Source organism: Robertmurraya sp. GLU-23 (genome assembly GCF_052983275.1).
In genome coordinates this window covers 22,770-43,306 of record NZ_JBRKCV010000011.1, presented here as the reverse complement: position 1 = coordinate 43,306, position 20,537 = coordinate 22,770, and the positions used below count along the sequence as shown (strand labels likewise).

General features: G+C 39.0%; 15 protein-coding genes and 1 riboswitch. Of the genes, 9 read left to right on the top strand and 6 right to left on the bottom strand.

Annotated elements, in window-relative coordinates:
* Positions 1–3: 3 nt before the first annotated feature.
* Both ACVBAX_RS16650 and ACVBAX_RS16645 read right to left on the bottom strand, forming a co-directional pair.
* Complete coding sequence (locus ACVBAX_RS16650; protein WP_447118011.1) at positions 4–1,320, bottom strand: 6-phospho-beta-glucosidase; 1,317 nt, start codon at positions 1,318–1,320, stop codon at positions 4–6.
* Positions 1,321–1,392: 72 nt separating this feature from the next.
* Complete coding sequence (locus ACVBAX_RS16645) at positions 1,393–2,763, bottom strand: PTS sugar transporter subunit IIC (RefSeq protein ID WP_447118010.1); 1,371 nt, start codon at positions 2,761–2,763, stop codon at positions 1,393–1,395.
* A gap of 183 nt (positions 2,764–2,946) precedes the next feature.
* Here ACVBAX_RS16645 and ACVBAX_RS16640 point away from each other — a divergent pair, with 183 nt between their 5' ends.
* From ACVBAX_RS16640 to ACVBAX_RS16620, 5 genes are all read left to right on the top strand, one after another.
* Positions 2,947–3,684: a GntR family transcriptional regulator gene (locus tag ACVBAX_RS16640; RefSeq protein ID WP_447118009.1), complete on the top strand. Its 738-nt coding sequence runs from the start codon at positions 2,947–2,949 to the stop codon at positions 3,682–3,684.
* A gap of 150 nt (positions 3,685–3,834) precedes the next feature.
* A complete protein-coding gene (locus ACVBAX_RS16635; RefSeq protein WP_447118008.1) occupies positions 3,835–5,046 on the top strand; it encodes an MFS transporter in 1,212 nt (403 codons plus the stop codon).
* A 185-nt stretch (positions 5,047–5,231) separates the two neighbouring features.
* Positions 5,232–5,333, top strand: a riboswitch (purine riboswitch).
* A 122-nt stretch (positions 5,334–5,455) separates the two neighbouring features.
* The gene (locus ACVBAX_RS16630) at positions 5,456–6,049 is read left to right on the top strand and encodes a xanthine phosphoribosyltransferase (protein WP_447118006.1); all 594 of its coding nucleotides are present in this window, start codon (positions 5,456–5,458) and stop codon (positions 6,047–6,049) included.
* On the top strand, positions 6,049–7,356 hold the full coding sequence (locus ACVBAX_RS16625; protein WP_430775130.1) for a nucleobase:cation symporter-2 family protein: 1,308 nt from the start codon (positions 6,049–6,051) through the stop codon (positions 7,354–7,356). The genes ACVBAX_RS16630 and ACVBAX_RS16625 overlap by 1 nt, the downstream gene beginning before the upstream one ends.
* A gap of 82 nt (positions 7,357–7,438) precedes the next feature.
* Positions 7,439–8,527: a DNA alkylation repair protein gene (locus tag ACVBAX_RS16620; RefSeq protein WP_447118005.1), complete on the top strand. Its 1,089-nt coding sequence runs from the start codon at positions 7,439–7,441 to the stop codon at positions 8,525–8,527.
* A 37-nt stretch (positions 8,528–8,564) separates the two neighbouring features.
* Here ACVBAX_RS16620 and ACVBAX_RS16615 read toward each other — a convergent pair whose 3' ends face one another.
* A complete protein-coding gene (locus ACVBAX_RS16615) occupies positions 8,565–11,651 on the bottom strand; it encodes an efflux RND transporter permease subunit (RefSeq protein WP_447118004.1) in 3,087 nt (1,028 codons plus the stop codon).
* Positions 11,652–11,872: 221 nt separating this feature from the next.
* On the opposite strand from ACVBAX_RS16615, the gene ACVBAX_RS16610 reads away from it, so the two are divergent.
* The 4 genes from ACVBAX_RS16610 (at position 11,873) to ACVBAX_RS16595 (ending at position 14,818) form a co-directional block, all read left to right on the top strand.
* Positions 11,873–12,724 (top strand): TetR/AcrR family transcriptional regulator, encoded by an 852-nt coding sequence (locus ACVBAX_RS16610; protein WP_447118003.1) that lies wholly within the window; start codon positions 11,873–11,875, stop codon positions 12,722–12,724.
* Positions 12,725–12,823: 99 nt separating this feature from the next.
* Positions 12,824–12,967 (top strand): hypothetical protein, encoded by a 144-nt coding sequence (locus ACVBAX_RS16605; RefSeq protein ID WP_447118002.1) that lies wholly within the window; start codon positions 12,824–12,826, stop codon positions 12,965–12,967.
* Positions 12,968–12,979: 12 nt separating this feature from the next.
* Positions 12,980–14,098 carry a metallophosphoesterase gene (locus ACVBAX_RS16600; RefSeq protein ID WP_447118001.1) on the top strand — a complete coding sequence of 373 codons (1,119 nt, stop codon included), beginning with the start codon at positions 12,980–12,982 and terminating at the stop codon, positions 14,096–14,098.
* Positions 14,099–14,284: 186 nt separating this feature from the next.
* A complete protein-coding gene (locus ACVBAX_RS16595) occupies positions 14,285–14,818 on the top strand; it encodes a YceI family protein (RefSeq protein WP_447118000.1) in 534 nt (177 codons plus the stop codon).
* Positions 14,819–15,171: 353 nt separating this feature from the next.
* Here the strand turns inward: ACVBAX_RS16595 and ACVBAX_RS16590 are convergent, their stop codons facing one another.
* The 3 genes from ACVBAX_RS16590 to ACVBAX_RS16580 all read right to left on the bottom strand — a co-directional run bounded on the left by ACVBAX_RS16590 (position 15,172) and on the right by ACVBAX_RS16580 (position 20,384).
* On the bottom strand, positions 15,172–15,936 hold the full coding sequence (locus ACVBAX_RS16590; protein WP_447117999.1) for an IclR family transcriptional regulator: 765 nt from the start codon (positions 15,934–15,936) through the stop codon (positions 15,172–15,174).
* 29 nt (positions 15,937–15,965) lie between these two features.
* Positions 15,966–18,143: a malate synthase G gene (locus ACVBAX_RS16585; protein WP_447117998.1), complete on the bottom strand. Its 2,178-nt coding sequence runs from the start codon at positions 18,141–18,143 to the stop codon at positions 15,966–15,968.
* A 156-nt stretch (positions 18,144–18,299) separates the two neighbouring features.
* A complete protein-coding gene (locus ACVBAX_RS16580) occupies positions 18,300–20,384 on the bottom strand; it encodes a peptidoglycan D,D-transpeptidase FtsI family protein (RefSeq protein ID WP_447117997.1) in 2,085 nt (694 codons plus the stop codon).
* Between the last annotated feature and the right edge of the window lie 153 nt (positions 20,385–20,537).

Sequence of the window (20,537 nt, the reverse complement as noted above, 5' to 3'; positions counted from 1 at the left end):
TCCTTATTTTAAAGTAAACTGCGGCAAATGCTCTTTATGCGCTTCTAACATTTCATTAAGAATCGTCTTTGCGGTTTGATCACTTGGAATAAAGGGATTCATGGTCATGGCTAGAAGGGCTGTATTATAGTTTCCGGTTACCGCAGCTTCAATGGCCACCTCTTCAAAGGATTTCATATACCCCACTAGTCCTCTAACCGCTACCGGCAATTCTCCTACACTAACTGGTTTCGGACCGTCTTTTGTAATGACACAGCTTACTTCTACAGCTGCTTGCGTAGGTAAATTGGAAATAGCTCCGTTATTTCTTGTATTCACTGCTTGAATATCACGTTTATCTGTATACATCGAGTGAATTAAGCGAACAGCAGCATCACTGTAGTAAGCTCCACCTCTTTTTTCTAGCTGTGGTGGCTTGATGTCAAGGCTTGGGTCCTTGTACAGCTCAAATAAATCATCCTCTAATCTTTTTACAACCTCCGCTCGAATATTTCCTTCACGGAATTTTTTAAGTTCTTCTTCTAGCATGTTACCAGACTTGTAATAATAATTATGATATGGACATGGAAGAACATTTAATGCTTGTAAAAATTCAGGTTCCCATCCCATCGCATGGATATTTTGCATCGTAATTGCCTTTTCTGGATTTGTTAAAAGAGAAATAACTTCCTTTTTCACCGATATTCCATCAACAAAAACATCCAATCCATACACCAGATGATTTAACCCAGCAAAATCGATTCTAACGCGACTGTGGTCCACACCTAATAATTTCGCCACTCCCATTTCCATCCCGATCGGAACATTGCAAAGCCCTACTACTTTTATTTTCGTATGTTTTAATACGGCCTCTGTTACCATACCAGCTGGGTTGGTAAAATTGATGAGCCACGCGTTCGGACAAAGCTCCTCCATCTCACGACAGATATCAAGGATCACCGGGATGGTTCGGAATGCTTTAAACAATCCACCCGGTCCGTTCGTTTCTTGTCCTAACACGCCATGCTTTAACGGTATGCTTTCGTCCAGTTTCCGAGCCTCTAACAATCCTACTCGCAATTGAGTTGTGACAAAGTCTGCCCCTTCTAACGCTTTTCTTCGATCGAGTGTTAAGTGAACTTCGATTGGAAGCCCTGATTTTTCGACCATTCGTTTGGCTAAGTTTCCAACAATATCGAGCTTTTCTTTTCCTGCTTCTATATCCACAAGCCATATTTCTCTTATTGGTAGTTCGTCATAATACTTAATAAATCCTTCAATTAATTCAGGCGTATAGCTAGATCCTCCGCCAATCGTTACTATTTTTAATCCTGTATTCATGGTATGACCTCCTTATATTGTTAAAAAAGAAACTCCCTGGGAAGATGAATCATTTTGCCCAGGGAATCATTTTTACATTTTCAAAGTATCAGTTGGTGCTTGAAGTTCTCTTTCGCGGTCTTTTCTTGCTTCGATCTTTCCTTGGGCAATCACAAATGGGAGATAAATAGCAATAGAGACTACTAGATTTACAGCCGAAAGAACGGCTCCAGAGATATGACCACCCGTAGCGAGTAGTCCACCTAGGATGGCTGGTGTTACCCATGGGATATCCGCCACAACTGGATGAACCAAACCGAAACTAATCGATAGATATGCAATAATTGTCATAACAATTGGACCTAAGATAAACGGAATAAACCAAATCGGGTTTAATACAATTGGGAGACCAAATAAAATCGGTTCGTTAATTTGGAAAACCCCTGGAGGAGTTCCTAGCGCTAATAGCTGTTTATGCCTTCTTCTTCCGGCAATAAACAGTGCAATCAGCAAACCAAGCGTTGCCCCTGAACCTCCTAAGTAAACAAAGGCATCTAGGAATGACCCGGCAAGAATGTTATAGTCCCCCAGCTTCTCCACACCTTGTGCATACATATTCAAGTTTTCTTGTCCAAGCTTCGTCATTAATGGCGTCGTGATTCCACCTAAAATATTGGGTCCATGTAATCCAATCACCCAGAATCCGTGAACTAAAGCAACAATCAATACCGCAAATGGTAATGAATCGACTGCACCCGTTAAAGGGGTAACAAGAACTTTATTTAACCAATCATTTAAATACGCACCATCACTAATAAATTTTCTTAAAATAAGACCAAATAAGCCCATGGTAAAAATGGTCGCCATTCCAGGAAGTAATTTTGAAAAAGATCGTGCAACGGCAGGTGGTACTCCATCTGGTAACTTAATCACCAAATACTTGATTTTCGCCAACCGCACAAAAATCTCAGTCGCAATAATAGAAACGATAATACCTGTAAAAAGTGCAGTAGCATTAAAATAATTCCAACTAATAAAGCCCCAAGCGCCACCAGTGACGGCCTCTCCTCCTTCAGGTGTGAGTGTCACATTTCCTATTTGAGGAATGAGTACAAAGAAAGCAGCTCCTGCAACGAGCATCGCTTCAAATCCATCATCACCATAAGATTTTGCAAGCTTGTAGGCAATTCCAAAGACAGCAAAAACGGTCATGAACGCAAGCGTCCCCCACCAGATGTCTCCGCCAAGTGTGTTCCATGTTTCTCCGAATAAGGCAACCATCATTTTTTGATACGGCTTTCCAATCCCTGGTACTGATCCTAAGTTGTTTAACAGGACGGCCAAAGAACCTACCATCGTAATCGCGATCATTCCAACCAACGCGTCACGAATCGCAAGTAAATGCCTGTTATTCCCCAACTTGTTCGCCACCGGCATGATGTATTTATCAATAAAACTCATCATCCACCTATTCCCCCTTATGTTGTTATTCTGAGAGCGCTTACCGAGATGTACCTTCATTGTAATGACTTATGTATTATATTTCAATACAAATATTTAATTTGTTATTACAAATTATTTTATACCTATATGAAGATACAAATTACGAATAATATTTGCTATAATGAAACAAGGAGGTTTTCCGATATGAATGAAGAGATAAAAGATGGAAATGCCCTACATTTACAAGTAAAGGAAGCGATTATCCAGCTTATAAAAGATGGAGAATATCCACCGGATTCGCAGCTTCCGACAGAGGCAGAGTTTTGTGAAACCTTTGGGGTGAGTCGTACGACCGTTCGAACAGCACTTCAGCAGTTAACATCCGAGGGATATGTTTACCGAAAAAGAGGAAGCGGTACATTTGTATCTAACAATAAAGTGAAGCAAGTGTTGACCACAACGATTGAACGATTTTCAGATCAAATTTCGATGCAAGGAAAAATACCGTCCATTAAGGTTATTAATTTAGAAGTAGTGCCTGCGGACGATTATTTGATGAATCTTCTAAAAGTGAACGAAGGTGAACCTGTAAATGTACTCGAGCGCGTTCGTTTCGTGAATGATGAACCTATTCAATATGAGGTCTCTTATCTACCTTGGTATAAAGCACCTGCTATTAATAAAGAAGGCTGTGAAGATTCACTGTACAAGCTGTTACAAACTCAATACAATCTTCACATAAATAAAACGGTTGAGCATTTAGAATTGTATCTTCCAGATGAGGAAGTAGCACAAAAGCTCCAAATTCCAGTGGCCAGCCCCTGCTTTTCTTTAGATACACATGCATACTTAGAGGATGGAACCATTATTGAGTACTCCAAAACGATATTCCGTGGAGATTTGACCCATTTTATTATTGAAAGAAATTACAACAGAGTGTAAAACTCTGTTGTTTTCATTTGTTGTGACAACATAAGTTTCCATTTAATTTACCCATGACAGATTTTAGAAAAACTTATATAATAATCTTCGGGAAACGAAATTTTTTATCAACATAAGAATATATTAAATTAAAAAAGAGGCTATAAAATCATGTGGAAAAATCGGAATGTATGGATTATTTTAATTGGCGAGTTTATTGCTGGGGTTGGATTATGGACCGGAATTATCGGAAACTTAGAATTTATGCAAGAGAAGGTGCCCTCTGATTTTGTTAAGTCACTTATCCTCGCTACTGGCTTGTTAGCAGGAATTCTTGTTGGTCCACTTGCTGGTCGAATGACCGATCAGTATAGTAAAAAAACAATTATGATTTATTCGGGAATTGCCCGTATGTTCAGCGTTATCTTTATGTTCCTCGCTCTTTACACCGGTTCCGTCTGGTGGATGGTCGTATTTATGATCGGTATTCAGCTCTCAGCTGCTTTTTATTTTCCAGCTCTACAATCAGCCATCCCTCTAATTGTTGCAGAAAACCAACTTCTCCAATTGAATGGAGTACATATGAATGTGGCAACCATTTCACGTGTACTAGGTACGGCTTTAGCTGGCGCCATGCTGGTTGTTATGCCGTTATCTATGTTGTATGTTGCCTCATTTGTTGCTTACGGTGTTTTACTCGGTTTCACCTTCTTTTTAAAAATGGATGAGCCAGCTCTATCTAGTTCATCACTTAAAAATAACGGATCTAGCGGATTTAAAGACGTCCTCCCTGTTATCAAAGGAATGCCCGTTGTCTTGATGACACTCATTATGGCACTTGTTCCATTATTGTTTCTAAGTGGCTTTAATTTGATGGTTATTAACATTAGTGAGATTCATGATGACTCTTCCATTAAAGGATTGATTTATACAGCAGAAGGGATCGCCTTTATGCTAGGAACATTTGTGATTAAAAGGCTCAATGATAAATGGTCTCCTTTTACAATTATTTTCGTTTTTTCAACCGTGATCGGTTTGGGTCAAATCTCCTTGTATTTCGTTGAGAACAAGGCTCTTGCTATTCTTTCCTTTGCGATTGTAGGTTTTGCGGTTGGCTGCTTTTACCCGACCGTCTCTACTTTGTTTCAAACAAAGGTTCCAAAGAACTTCCACGGTCGCTTCTTTTCGTTCCGAAATATGCTTGACCGAATCATGTTTCAGGTCGTGCTACTAGGAACCGGGTTTTTATTAGATGTAGTGGGACTGCAAATCATGGTGATTATTTTCGGAGCCATTTCATTACTCACCACAGGTATCTTCTATAGTAGACATAAACAGCATCCGGTCGAGTTAGAGGTAAAAGCTGTTACAGTTACCAAATAATAGACCCTGAGACATCCGAAACGGGCACCTCTTTGTTCGTATTTTATTGATAGTTTGCTATTTTTTCATATTTATCTGACTATTGAAACCCTTAACACGAATATTAATGCATCTTTTTACCAATAATTTTCGGAATTAATTGTGATTTCTCTATTGAACTACAATATAATGGTGGTATAATAATACCTAACTTCATAGGATTCACTCATATAATAGCGAGAATACGGCTCGCAAGTTTCTACCGAATTACCGTAAATAATTCGACTATGAGTGAGCAATGGGAATTGCTAAGATATTTGTATATCCATGCAAACCACGCCTTTTAAAGTCTAAGGTCATTGCTTCACTCAAATTTGATGTGAATGCAATGAAGTTAGGCTTTTTTATTTTTCTTTCTTAGGGAGGACATATGAAGTTATTACAGGATAAGATTTTACAAGAGGGAAAAGTACTCTCGGAGTCTGTTTTAAAGGTTGATTCGTTTTTAAACCACCAAATAGACCCTCAGCTCATGCTAGAAATTGGTGAAGAATTCACAAGGCTTTTTGCAAATGAAGGTATTACAAAGATTCTCACACTCGAGTCTTCAGGGATTGCCCCTTCGGTGATGACAGGACTTAAGCTTGGCATCCCTGTTATTTTTGCTAGAAAACGCAAATCTCTTACATTAACAGACGATTTACTAACGGCCACTGTTTATTCATACACGAAACAAGAGTCGAACGAAATCTCTATTTCTAACAAATTTATTAAAAAGGGTGATCATGTCCTTATCATTGATGACTTTTTAGCAAATGGAGAAGCGGCCTTAGGTCTTATCGAGCTTGCTAAACAGGCAGAAGCAACGATTGCTGGAATTGGAATCGTGATTGAAAAATCGTTCCAAGCTGGTGGAAAGAAATTAAGAGACCAAGGCTGGAAAGTTGAGTCACTAGCAAGAGTAGAGTCCCTTTCAAATGGAAAGGTCAAATTTGTAAAAGACAAGGTGGAGGAATCGGTATAATGAAAACAAATCCGTTCAAACTTACTTCTTTAGGAATTCAACATGTACTTGCCATGTATGCTGGGGCAGTTATTGTTCCACTAATCGTTGGGGGAGCCCTTGGATTAACTGGCGAACAATTAACATACTTAGTTTCAATCGATATTTTAATGTGTGGTGTGGCAACACTTTTACAAGTCTGGAAAAATAAATTCTTTGGAATCGGCTTACCTGTTGTTCTTGGTTGTACATTTACAGCAGTTGGTCCGATGATTGCCATTGGTGGAGAATATGGAATTTCCGCTATCTATGGATCCATCTTGGTTTCTGGTTTATTCGTCGTTTTGATTGCGAAGTTCTTTGGAAAGCTTGTTCGATTTTTCCCACCTGTCGTAACAGGTTCAGTTGTAACGATTATCGGGATTACATTAATTCCTGTTGCTATTAACAATATGGCTGGTGGTCAAGGAAGCCCTGATTTTGGTTCGATGACGAACATCTCATTAGCTTTTGGAACTCTTCTTTTTATTATTGTTTTATACCGCTTTTTCACCGGTTTTGTTCGTTCAATCTCAATTCTTTTAGGCTTATTAGCAGGTACAGTGGTTGCTGCCTTTATGGGAATGGTTAATTTTTCGGCTGTAGCTGAAGCTAGCTGGTTCCATATGGTCACTCCTTTCTATTTCGGATTGCCAACATTTGAAATCACAGCGATTTTAACGATGATTCTTGTTGCGATGGTAAGTTTGGTTGAGTCTACTGGAGTATATTTTGCTTTAAGTGATATTTGTGAAGAGGAAGTTACGGAAAAAGATCTAGCGAATGGGTATCGCGCAGAAGGTTTAGCAATTCTTCTTGGAGGACTATTTAACGCTTTCCCTTACACAACTTATTCTCAAAACGTTGGTCTTCTACAAATCACGGGAGTAAAAAGCAAAAATGTGATTTATACTACGGGAGCGATGTTAATTCTATTAGGATTTATTCCTAAAATCGGTGCGTTAACAACGATCATTCCTACATCTGTCCTAGGTGGAGCTATGATTGCAATGTTCGGAATGGTTATTGCTTATGGTATTAAAATGTTAAGCAAGGTAAACTTCGCATCACAAGAAAACTTATTAATCATTGCTTGTTCGGTTGGAATTGGTCTTGGTGTAACAGCTGTTCCTGACCTATTTGCTCAAATGCCATCAAGCATTCGTATTTTGACTGACAATGGAATTGTTGCTGGTAGTATCACAGCCATTTTATTAAATATTGTATTTAATGTTGCTCCCAAAGCAGAACGTGTTCAACCCGTTTTGAATGAGCAAAAAGCTTCTTAATATAGACATTCGGCCATCCCACTGATATGGGGTGGTTTTTTTTGTTATTATGTAAGAAACGAAAATAGAAATGAGGATATATATGGCAGAGTTAATTAAAGATAGATATAGCCCTTCATTTTTTAACCAATTTATTAAAAACTTGAAGTCAACTTATCCGAGCTTTGATGAAAACCAGTTTTTAACCTTTATTTATGATGACGAATGGGAACAGCGGGAATTCAAGCAACGAATTCGCCATATATCACATGCATTAGGAGAATCCTTACCGCAACCGTATGATTCTTCTATTGAACTATTGCTGACGATCGCTCCACAATGCAAGGGTGTAGAATATTTGTTTTTCCCTGATTTTGTTGAAGTATACGGTCTAGACCATTGGGAAACCTCGATGATTGCACTAGAGCAGTTCACCAAATATTCGAGTTCTGAATTTGCGGTTCGACCGTTTATTTTAAAAAACCAAGCAAAAATGATGATTCAAATGCAGCATTGGGCATTAGATAAGAATGAGCATATACGAAGATTAGCGAGTGAGGGCTGCCGTCCGCGTCTCCCTTGGGCTCCAGTTTTACCTGCTTTAAAGGAAGATCCCACTCCCATCTTACCTATCCTTGAAACACTAAAGGAAGACCCTTCCCTTTATGTAAGGAAATCTGTAGCAAATAATTTAAACGATATTTCAAAAGATCACCCCAATCTGTTAAAGCAAATCGTTCGTGAATGGAGAGGAAAACGTCCGCACACCGATTGGATATTAAAGCATGCTAGTCGCAGTTTGCTGAAAAAAGGGGATGTTGAGATTCTTCAATTATTTGGATACACATCAGCGGCTAATATAGGTGTTCAAAATTTCACTCTTTCATGTGATCAACTGTCACTTGGTGAGAAATTAACGTTTTCATTTGACGTTATTAACGAATCCATTGAATCACAAAATCTTCGGATTGAATACGGCATTGATTTTATGAAAGCGAATGGAAAACAAGCGCGAAAGATTTTTCATTTATCACAGAAGATCTATCCAAGTGGAACAACCCGTTTGGCCCGAGAACATGTATTTAAAAATTTGACAACACGTAAGCATTATGAAGGGTTACATGGGATTTGTATTCTCGTAAATGGCGAGGAAAAGGTGAAAGATGAATTCACGCTAACTATGAGTAAATAGAAAGACCGTTGGATTCATATCCAACGGTCTATTTTCATTAGTTCTCTTCCATTTCTTTACGATTTTTCTTCAACATTTTTGAAAGTACTTCATATACAATCGGTACAATCACTAGTGTTAGAAGGGTGGATGATGTTAAACCACCAATTACCGTGATCGCTAATCCTTTTGAGATAAGACCAGCTCCACCAGCGCCAAATACCATTGGTACCATTGCCCCAATTGTTGCAATAGCAGTCATTAGAATTGGACGTAATCTAGTCGCTCCCGCTTCAATAATTGCGTCACGGATCGACATTCCTTCACGTTCCATATGAATAATACGGTCGACGAGAACAATTGCGTTCGTAACAACAATACCAATTAACATCAATAGTCCCATCATTACAGATACTGAGATTGTCTCACCAGCTATCCAAAGTCCAACGAAAGAACCAATCACTGCAAATGGTAAAGAGAATAGAATCGCAAATGGCGCTAACCCTTCACCGAATGTGACAACTAAGATAAAATACACAATCAGAACCGCTGCTAACATCGCTACCCCAAGTTGCGTAAATGTTTCTTGCATATCCGCCGCTACACCAGATACCCCAAGTGTTACTCCTTTAGGCAGATCAATGTCATCGATTTTTTTGTCTGCTGCAGAGGTTGCTGCAGAGACATCGTCTGTCGTGACTGTTCCAGATACAGTAGAGTAGTATTCCCCTTCACTACGAGCTAATGTGTTATAGGCTGTTCCCTCTTCTACGGAAACAAGCTCAGACAACGGCATGGTCGTACCTAATGCAGTTGGTATTTGAGTTTCCAATAATTCATCGATTGATTTTGCGTCTGTTTTTGCTTCCCGTTGAACAATGACATCAATTTTTTCACCGTCATTTTCTACGGTTGTTAACACATCTTCAGAACCTGTATTTGCTAGTGCTCCAACGATTTGTGCGGTAGTTAAACCGTACTGTAACACATCCTGTTGATCCACATTTAACACATGCTCCACATATGGATTTTCCATATCAGATGTAACGTCTTCCAAGTTTTTTACATCGTTTAATGCCTCTTCCACTTGGTTCACTGCTTTATTTAAGTCTTCTAAATCTTCACTGTACAATGTGTAGCTTACTTCATTTGAACTGATGCTACCCATCGCCATATTTTGTGATTTCCATTCACCAGAATGATCCATGTTAAATACATAATCTTCTACTTCTTTTTTTGCTTCTGGGAAATCTTTCATGTCAGGGTCAAAAATTAGGTACATTAACGCACCTTTTGCCCCTCCCGTCATAATAGCCGACATGTCTGTAGACGCACTATTGTTGTAAGAAATTTGAACAATGTCTATATCATCACGTTTCATCAGCTCTTGTTCAACTTCTTCAATATTCTCTAGCGATTCTGCCTCAAGCTCACCAGCAGCTGGTGTGTAGGTTAGGTAAATGGTTTTTTCTTCTTCAGAACCCATAAAACTAAATCCAATGATTGGAGTTAATGCAAGAGATCCCCCAAGTAATACTACCGCAATTAGAGAGGTAATAATCTTATGATTTAACGCTTTAGCTAGCACACCTTTGTACCATGTTGCTAATCTTCCAACTTCGTTGTTTTGTTTAACTTTCTTTTCTCCGTATAAATTCTTACGGAATAAGAAATGTGATAATGCTGGAACAATCGTAATCGCAACAATTAGTGACGCACCTAAAGCGAAGGCCATCGTTAATGCAAACGGTCTAAAGAGCTCTCCAACCATGCCGCCAACGAACATAAGTGGTGCGAATACCGCAACCGTTACGAGCGTGGATGACAGGATTGGTTTAAACATTTCAATCGTTGCTTCACGAATTAACGCACGACCTCTAAGCTTTTCATTTTCCAAATTCATTCGTCTATAGATGTTTTCTACAACAACAATCGAGTCATCAATTACACGACCAATCGCTACCGTAATCGCACCTAACGTCATAATGTTTAAGGTAATATCAAGCCAGTTTAATAGCAAGAATGCCATAAAGATAGACACTGGAATCGATACGATGGATATAAGTGTTGATTTTACATCACGCAGGAATAAAAGAATGATGATGACCGCAAACAATCCACCAAACAACGCTTTTTCAACCATTGTGAAAACAGAGTCTTCGATTGGATTTCCTTGGTCTAACGTTACATCAATAACTAATCCATCAATGGCCTCTTTTTCATCCTCAATTAAGTCTTTAATTTCATTAACTACTTCAACTGTATTTGCCTGTTGGCCTTTTGTGATTTGAATAGAAATAGCCTCTTCCCCATTTGTACGGGAAATGGATTGTACTTTTCCAACTGTTTCTATCGTAGCGATATCTCCTAATGTAACAAATGGAGTTGGATTTTCAGCCGTAGGTGTTACAGGAATGAGCATCTCTTTTAGTTCATCCACCGTTTTTATATCTCCATCAATGGCTACCGCTTCTTCTCCTTCTTCATACTGTTGGAGACCTAGTGATAAAGCCATATCGCTTGCTTGAACCATTTGTTTCACGGTATCTTCCGTTAAACCAAGCGCTTCCATCTTCTCTTGGTTATACGTGAATTGTACTTCTTCGATATGTTGACCTGTAATGGTTGTGGATCCAACACCATCAATATTGTTGATTTCCGGTAAGATGGTTTCTTCAACCGTTGTTGATAATTCAACAATATCTTCCTCCGTGCTGGATATGGATAAAGCCAACACAGGCATCATATTCATACTAAGCGCCATAATCGTTGGCTCTTCAGCAGCTTCCGGTAATGTTATATTATCTAGTGCTGATTCTAGTTCACGTTTTTTCTCATCCATATCAACGCCATAGTCGTACTCAATTTGCAATTGAGCTACGTTTGCAGATGAATTTGAAAAGACTGCCTTAACATCTTCAAGCCCCTCAATCGTCTGCTCCATCGGTATGGATACTTCATCCATTACTTGTTCAGCCGTTGCACCTGGATACACATCCATGACAATCAAATATGGAATCGAAACATCTGGAATACTTTCCATCTTCATCTTTGTGCCAGAGTATATACCAGCAGCTGTAACAATAATGGTTAATAACCAAACAGCAAGTTTATTTTTCAGGACAAAATTAACTAAACTTTTCAAACATTTTTCTCCCCTTTTGATTAATTTCAAGTGATTTGTTATAATCAAAACTATACATGACCGAACAGTCATCACTATAACAATATAACTGACTGATCGGTCAGTCGTCAACTTGTTTGTACTCACAATGTGTTAATACGGAATACTATAAATAAAGATTCAAATTTTATAATAAAAAAATTACAATTAATATCGGAACTTGTTTTAACGGGGGTTTTTCTATGAATGAAAAAGATAGGCAAATTATTGAAGTGAGCATGAGGCTTTTTGCCAGTAAAGGCTTTTCAACCACATCCATCCAAGAGATTGCAACAGAAAGTGGAATTTCTAAAGGGGCCTTTTATTTACACTTTAAATCAAAAGATGACTTACTATTAGCTATTTTACAATACCATTTTGAAATGATAGAGCAAGCTTTTTCAGAAGTAGTAACAAGCACACAAAGCCCTCGAGAGAAGTTTATTTCTCAACAGATGGCATTATATTCACATTTTCTTACGCATAGAGACTTTCTTATTATGCTTACAAAAGAGCAAGCGATACCGAGAAATGAAACCATCAAACATTTGTTACTAGGGAAGCAAATGGAATCACATCAACACTATCGCCAAAGCATTATTGATATTTACGGTCCGGACATTGAACCGTACTCATGGGATATAACGATTATCCTTGAAGGCATGATCAAATCATATATGGGTGTTTTATTATTTTCTTCCCCAGATTTTAATATCAAACAGGTTACTGAGTTTATTCTTAAAAGAACAGATAGTATAGTGAAGGATATTTATGAAGACAGTCCCTTCTTAACAAACGAGAAAGTCGAAGAAATCATACACTTCTTCCTTTCGTCTGATCAGCCATCGTTATCCAATGTACTAAAAAACTTAGAAGAAGAGATAGATAAAATAGGAGAAGACGAGCTGCTAGTCACTTTTCAAGTATTAAAAGAGGAACTTGAAAAAGAAAAGCCGCGAGCTCCTGTCATCCAAGGCATGCTATCAAACTTCAGTGGATATCCTAGCCTTGATCACTATAAAAATCTCATATCAGAATATTATTCAAGAAAATAAACGCTCAGAGATTGTGCGTTTTTCACATAGTTTGACCTTCAAGTCATTTAAAACATATACTTTAACTGACCAATCGGTCATACAGAATGAGGGGTAAAGATGAAGCTAAATGAGGTAGTAAAACAAGCAGTTCGTGAAACGATGATCATAAGTAAACGATTAACGAGTGCGCAAATTGTTGAAAAGCTACAAAAACAAGGAATACAAGCATCACTCTGTAAGCGCCTTGTAGCACATGAATAGGAGTAAAATCATTTGAAAACAGCCATGTTCAGTAGGCTTGTCCTAACCATTATTTTATATAGCTTTTTTACCTTATATATCAGCTGGAATGTACATCTGTGGCTACAGTCCACTTTTTCAATAGAAATTTTCGGAATCGTTGTGGCTGTTATTTTTCTGTTTTCCTACAGCTATGTTCTAGCGAGATTTTTTAAAAAATTATTAATTCTCAAATACATAGGTTCGTATTGGTTCGGAATCATTCAATACACCTTGTTGCTCCTTCCGATTGCTGATTTTATTGGTTGGCTATTTATTTTTGCTGGTTTTTCTCCTGACCGCGTTATTTTTTGGGTTGGTACCTTTGTCCTTTTGGTGATGATTGGTATTTTGGGGCTTGGTACTTTCAACGCCTATAATCCTGTGATTCGGGAGCATTCTATTAAAATAGACAAGGAAGCTTCGTTTTCCTCTCTCCGGGTTGTCATGGCATCTGATATGCACTTTGGCCATTTATCCGGTAAAACTCATGCGAATCGTTTGGTTCAAGAGGTGAATTCGTTACAGCCCGATCTGATTCTGTTGCCAGGGGATATAATTGATGATGACCCTGAACCTTTTATTCAAAAAGGCTTCGGTTCCATTATGGAAAACCTATCAGCTACATATGGTGTTTACGGGGTTTTAGGAAATCACGAATATTATGGTGGCGGAATTCCCCTGTATGTAGCAGAAATGCAGCGTATTGGAATTCCTATCTTAATGGATGAAACCGTTGTCCTTGAAGGTGGTATACAGCTGGTTGGGAGAAAAGATAAGACCGATCGTAACCGAAAAAACATGGAAAACCTGCTAGATAGTTTAGATGAGACAAAGCCGATCTTTATTATGGATCATCAACCACTAGAACTCGTTCAAGCCGCAGAGCACGGGGCCGATTTAATGCTGTCTGGACATACTCATCGTGGACAGATGGCACCGAACCATTTGATTACTAGAAGAATTTTTGAACTTGATTGGGGATATTTGAAAAAAAGTCAACTTCATGCATTCGTCTCCTCAGGTTTTGGCTTTTGGGGGCCACCGCTCCGGATTGGGAGCCGTTCGGAAATACTATTAATTGATATTACTTTTACTAAGGCTCTTTTCTAAAACAACAAACTTTACGAAAACAGCCTTTAAAAAAACAGTTTGCGTTCGTAGCGTGAACTGTTTTTATTTTTCCCGAAAATTTATTTATTGACAAAGGTTTGAACCATATCATATAATTACTTCGAAATAAAATATATTTAATTCAAGATATATGAACTAAAACAAAACAATTGGAGGTATTTTAAAATGACAAAAGCAAAATGGGCAGTAGACACAGCACACAGCAACGTTGATTTTTCTATTAAACATATGATGATCGCTAAAACAAATGGTGCATTCCATAAGTTCGATGCAGAAATTGATGCAGATCCAACTGATTTAACAACTGCTAACATCGTGTTTAACGTAGATGTGGCAAGCATTGACACTCGTAACGAAGATCGTGACAACCACCTTCGTTCGGCTGATTTCTTTGATGTAGAAAACTATCCAACTATGACTTTTAAATCTACTTCAATCGAAAGAAAAGACGAAGATGAGTACAACGTAACTGGCGATCTTACTCTTCACGGCGTAACCAAATCCGAAACTTTTGTTGTCACTTTCGAAGGTCAAGGTAAAGATCCTTGGGGAAATGAAAAAGTTGGTTTCAGTGCAGAAGGTACAGTAAACCGCAGTGATTACGGTCTAACTTGGAACGCTGCTCTTGAAACAGGTGGAGTTCTTGTTGGAGATAAAGTGAAGTTTTCTATCTCTTTAGAAGCTGCAAAAGCTGAGTAATACTTACTGAAACCTAATAGGCTGTTACTTTCTTATTAAAAGACACAGGAAAAGACGTATGAATTGGTAGCATACGTCTTTTCTCATTATATATGGTTAAGCACCCGAGCAGATAATAGACGGAGAAATTCCGCTTAACTTAATATTTTTTTAAAAAAAGGCTTAAATAAACGGAGAGTTTCCGCCTATTGGCTCGAAAATTGAAAAAAAGGAAGATTTCGCTCTGCATAACCGGAAAACCTCCCCTTATTGACCCCAAAACGAGCTCCATTTTCCACCTAACCGGAAAGTCTCCGGTTATTTCACTTTTACTAGTTACTCGATTTCAAACGTTACCTGCTGAAGCTCTTCTTTTATCGATATCCTAACCGTCTTGAAATGTTTAATCCTGATTCGAGGACATGTGGTTTCAATTCTTCCATACGTTCGTCCGTCATTCGAATTGTTGGGCCCGAAACACTTAACGCTGCCACTGCATTCCCCTTATTGTCGAAAATGGGCACGGCAATGCACGTGATGCCCACTTCATTTTCCTGTAAATCTAGCGCATACCCTCTTTGTTTAACGGCTTCTAATTCAGATAGAAATTTTGCACGATCGGTAATGGTATAGTTTGTATGAACAGGCAACCCTTTTCGTTGAATGATCTCCTCAGTGGTGCTAGTCGGTAAGTAGGCTAATATGGCTTTTCCTACTCCTGTACAGTGCATAGGTGCTCGTCTCCCTACCTTTGAGTGCATACGTAGCGTCTCTGTTCCTTCAAATTTTTCAATATAAACGACCTCATCATGATCATACACGACTAAGTGGATAACCTCATCAGTCACCTTTCCTAGCTCTTGTAAGTATGGCTTAGCTTCTGTTCGTAAATCGATGGAATCCAAAAGCTTTGAGCTAATATCCAAAAATGTATATCCCAGCCGATATCGACCACTCTCAGCATCTTGCTCAATATACCCGTACTGCGCCAATGTCGTTAGTATACGGTAGACGGAACTTTTGTTTATATCCATTTGATTGGCGATTTCTGTAACGCCAAGACCTTCTTTTTTCATAGAAACAAGAGTAATAATATCCAGGGCGCGACTCACCGATTTGACCATATTTTCTCTTTCCATTTTCTTCACCTCACGCCCTGATTTATTGATTATTTTTGATGGGCAAATTTTCTTTTGGCTTCCATTCTTCGACGATGCAAGATGGGTTCAGTATACCCGCTCGGCTGTTCATATCCTTCAAACACTAACTCACATGCTGCTTGGAAGGCAACGGAATCCTCATATCTTTCGGCCATTGGACTGTAATGAGGGTCTCCGGCATTTTGTTCGTCTACTACTTTTGCCATTCGCTTCATCGTGTCTAGAACTTGTTCCTTTGTACAAATTCCATGATGTAACCAGTTGGCCATATGTTGACTTGAAATTCGTAAGGTTGCTCGGTCTTCCATTAAACCGATATGATGGATATCCGGAACTTTTGAACAACCCACTCCTTGCTCGACCCAACGAACGACATAACCAAGTATCCCTTGTGCATTATTGTCTAGCTCTGCTTGAATCTCTTCTTTACTCCAGCTACGATCTCCTGCCACTGGAATGCTTAATATATCAGCTTGATAGCTTTGTAGGTTTCGCTTCAGTTCCTCTTGAACCGAACCAACATGAACTTGATGATAATGAAGAGCATGTAGGGTCGCAGCCGTCGGTGATGGCACCCAAGCCGTGTTTGCTCCTGCTTTTAGATGACCGATTTTTTGTTTCATCATCTCATCCATCAAGTCAGGCATTGCCCACATTCCTTTTCCAATTTGCGCCTTTCCTTGCAGACCCGCAGTTAGTCCTGTTGCCACATTGGACTTTTCATAGGCTTGAAGCCAGGTGGATGTTTTCATCTCATTTTTTCGTATCATCGGTCCTGCTTCCATGGAGGTATGAATTTCATCTCCCGTACGGTCAAGGAATCCAGTATTGATAAACACTACTCGTTCTTTAACTTCATGTATGCAATTCTTCAAATTGAGACTCGTACGTCTTTCCTCATCCATTACCCCAATCTTTATCGTGTTCCGCGGCACATTGATTAAGTCCTCCACCCTATTGAATAATTCATTGGCAAACGCGACTTCCTCAGACCCGTGCATTTTTGGTTTTACGATATAGATAGAGCCCTTTGAAGAATTTTGGTAGGAGCCATTTCCTAAAAGAGAGTGCTTCGCAATTAAGCTTGTTAGTACAGCATCCATGATCCCTTCTGGCACTTCGTTTCCTGCTTGATCGAGGATAGCATTCGTCGTCATTAAATGACCAACATTTCTAACAAACATAAGGGAGCGACCTTTTAAAGTGAATGAATTACCCGTTGGACTCGTGTACTCACGGTCTGGTTGCAGACTACGCGTGAGTGTGGTCGAACCTTTTTGGAAGGTGGCGGTTAAGTCCCCTCTCATTAATCCTAGCCAATTTCGGTACACACGTACTTTATCTTCAGCATCTACTGCGGCAACAGAATCTTCGCAGTCCATAATGGTAGTTAAGGCTGATTCCATGACAATGTCTTTTACACCAGCCGCATCTGACGCTCCGATGGGTGATTGGCGATCAATTTGGATTTCAAAGTGAAGGTCGTTATTTTTCAACAAGATTGCTGACGGTTTTTCGGTTTCACCTTGGTATCCGACGAATTGCTGTTGGTTCTTCAGCTGTGTCTTACTTCCATTGGCTAAGGCAATGATTAACTGATCTTCTTGATTATAATAATTGGTTACGTCTGAATGGAAACCTTCCTGAAGAGGAGCTGTTTGATCTAAAAATTGCTTTGCAAAAGCGATTACTTTTTTCCCGCGGATCGGATTATAAGCTCCTGTTTTAGATGCTCCACCTTCCTCACTAATAACATCCGTTCCATAAAGGGCATCATACAGACTTCCCCATCGGGCATTGGCGGCATTTAATGCATACCTGGCATTGTCGACAGGAACAACAAGCTGAGGACCTGCTTGAAGACTAATTTCTTCATCCACGTTTTCTGTTGTTACTTCGAAATCAGATACTTCTTGTTCTAAGTAACCGATCTCCGTTAAGAAGTTTTTGTAGGACTCAGGAGTGAAGGATGGTTGTTGTTTATGAAATATGTTGATTTGCTGTTGGAGATGTTCTCTTTTTCTTAAAAGGGCTTCGTTTTTCGGTGTTAATTCATTGAAAAGCTCAATAAGCTCCTCCCAAAATGCCTCTTCATCAAGATGAGTTAGTGGCAACGCTTCCTTTTGGATGAAATGGTAAAGCTCTGCTGCAATCTTTAAATTCCCCTTTGTTACATAAATAGACATTCTCTTTCCTCCCTATGAAAATAGACTGTTTCTTATTACGCAACGCTGTTTGTTATTTTGTATATTTTTATCCTAACACACCATTGTAAGATTATTCAAACAATATTTTCAAAAACAAAAACCTAGATCCAACCGAATCTAGGTTTCTCATAAATTTTATTGTGCTTCTGTTAACAAGGCTTCTTCGCCCTCAACATCTGTAGGAATTTCTATCGCTCGTTGTTCTTCGTATTTAATGAACGCTTCAACCACACGATTAGCAATGTGTTTGTTAACCGGATGTTTGTCATTTGAAGCCCATGGAACGACGACAGAGAAAGCTACTTTAGGATTCTCGGATGGGTAGTAACCGACAAATGTTAGGTTGTAGGTTGCCTGTCCCCACTTTGAACGGTCTGGTCCATAGTAATAGGTTTGTGCCGTTCCTGTTTTTCCTGATACGTCCATCGTGAAGGAACCTTTGGCCGTACCGTTCGCTCCATTAACAACTCGGTAAAACCCTTCCCGAACACGAGCCAAATCTTCATCCGTGTTTAATACACGATTTAATACTTCCGTCTTGATGTTCTGAACAACTGGCCCTAATCCTTGTTCACTAATAGGTTCATGGACACTTGCCACAAGGTGAGGCTTCACACGCATGCCGCCATTTGCAATCGCTGATACGTATTGTGCCATTTGAAGCGGTGTATACGTATCGTACTGTCCAATGGCCATATCGAGTAGCAATCCAGGATTATCTGGGTTTCCTTGGAAGCCTGTTGCTTCGTTCGGAAGGTCCACTCCTGTTGACACACCAAGACCAAATTGCTTATAGATATTTCTTAATCTCATGTAATCCTCTTGTTGAACGGATATAGGAGAGTTAGCCACATAATTCACGCCTGCCATTTTCATAACAGTATGGAACATGTACACGTTACTCGATACTTCTAGAGCTTTTAAGTCATTCAAGCTTCCGAAGTTTTTCCATGATGACTTTGGCTTTGCCCCTTTTAAAAGAATCGGTGAATCATAGAAATATGAACCATGCTTAATGGCTCCTGTTTGGTATCCAGCCAGAACGGTTGCTCCTTTGACTGTTGATCCCATTTCATACTGACTGGCAAACGCTCCAACAGAGTAGTCGAGTAGTTCGCTTCTATTTTCCTGGTTAATCATTTTCCCTGCGATGCTATACACTTCTCCAGTATACGGGTGCATCATGACCACAAAGGCACGGTCTAGGAGATTATTTCCTTTTCCAGCTTTTGCATTTCGGATTTCTTCTTCTAGTATCTTTTCTACTTCCTTTTGCAAATCAGCATTGATACTTAAACGTAGATCCATTCCTCTAGATCCTTCAGAAACGATTACTTCATCAACCACGTTTCCGCTTCGGTCGGTTACGTATTTCTTTTGACCTTTATTCGGATGCAGTAATTCTTCATATTGGTACTCTAAATAGCTTTTTCCCACCCGGTCGTTACGCGAGTAGCCTCTAGATAAGTAAAAATTGCTTCTTTCTTCCAATATCCCCTGCTTGGCTGTTGTTACACTGCCTAAAACCGGCTTTAACATTTCACCATATGGATAAATACGATTCCAATCTGTAATAATTTCTACACCTGGAAGATAGCTGAGATTTTCCGATACGGTTGCCATCTCTTCAAGAGTTAGGTTCTCAGATTTAATTGTTTGAATTTCATACATATAGCCACTAGTCATGCGCTTATAGATAATGGCTTCCTCAAGTTCTTTTTCTTCTATTTCTTTCAAAGCTGTTTCAGGAACTCGCTCGATTTGAAGGGCATATTGTTCTTTCCCGGTAAGCGAAAGTTCTTTTTCCTTTAAAAGCTTTTCTGCTTCGTCTGGATAAGCCGCTAACCAGTAATCTTTTAAATCTCTTTCTTTATAACTCTCTTTTTCTAAGCTTAATAGTTTTGCAAGTTTACGTGTAACTTCAATTTTATCTTCAGTTGTCATGCCTGGTTCTTCTGAAAAGGCGACAGCATCCATTCCTTCATTATCGACAATCACTTGTCCATGTCGGTCATACATTTTGCCCCGTGGTGCTGGCAAACTAACAACCGTTGCATCTAGTCTTGAAACTTCTTTACTATATGATTCCCCGAATACGATTTGTACTAATCCTAAACGGATAATGAGAAGTGTAAATAGACAAAATATAACAAAGAACAGTAGGTTTAAACGAAATGATCTACTTTTTAAATTCTTTTTTAGTAATTCCCTATTCCCCAATTTTCAATTCTCCCTTCCACACCCAACTAATTATAACAAAGTTTTAAGGAGAATTAGGAGACGAATCGACATTTTTTTCTAAGCACATTTTACCTTTTATGTTCCTACATGTATTAGTAAATACTAAAACTTGTACCAGACCAGTGAAAGGAT

Coding starts and splice junctions, on each gene's coding strand:
- ACVBAX_RS16650 (WP_447118011.1), bottom strand. CDS start 1,320: ATGAATACAGGATTAAAAATAGTAACGATTGGCGGAGGATCTAGCTAT.
- ACVBAX_RS16645 (WP_447118010.1), bottom strand. CDS start 2,763: ATGATGAGTTTTATTGATAAATACATCATGCCGGTGGCGAACAAGTTG.
- ACVBAX_RS16640 (WP_447118009.1), top strand. CDS start 2,947: ATGAATGAAGAGATAAAAGATGGAAATGCCCTACATTTACAAGTAAAG.
- ACVBAX_RS16635 (WP_447118008.1), top strand. CDS start 3,835: ATGTGGAAAAATCGGAATGTATGGATTATTTTAATTGGCGAGTTTATT.
- ACVBAX_RS16630 (WP_447118006.1), top strand. CDS start 5,456: ATGAAGTTATTACAGGATAAGATTTTACAAGAGGGAAAAGTACTCTCG.
- ACVBAX_RS16625 (WP_430775130.1), top strand. CDS start 6,049: ATGAAAACAAATCCGTTCAAACTTACTTCTTTAGGAATTCAACATGTA.
- ACVBAX_RS16620 (WP_447118005.1), top strand. CDS start 7,439: ATGGCAGAGTTAATTAAAGATAGATATAGCCCTTCATTTTTTAACCAA.
- ACVBAX_RS16610 (WP_447118003.1), top strand. CDS start 11,873: ATGAATGAAAAAGATAGGCAAATTATTGAAGTGAGCATGAGGCTTTTT.
- ACVBAX_RS16605 (WP_447118002.1), top strand. CDS start 12,824: ATGAAGCTAAATGAGGTAGTAAAACAAGCAGTTCGTGAAACGATGATC.
- ACVBAX_RS16595 (WP_447118000.1), top strand. CDS start 14,285: ATGACAAAAGCAAAATGGGCAGTAGACACAGCACACAGCAACGTTGAT.
- ACVBAX_RS16590 (WP_447117999.1), bottom strand. CDS start 15,936: ATGGAAAGAGAAAATATGGTCAAATCGGTGAGTCGCGCCCTGGATATT.
- ACVBAX_RS16585 (WP_447117998.1), bottom strand. CDS start 18,143: ATGTCTATTTATGTAACAAAGGGGAATTTAAAGATTGCAGCAGAGCTT.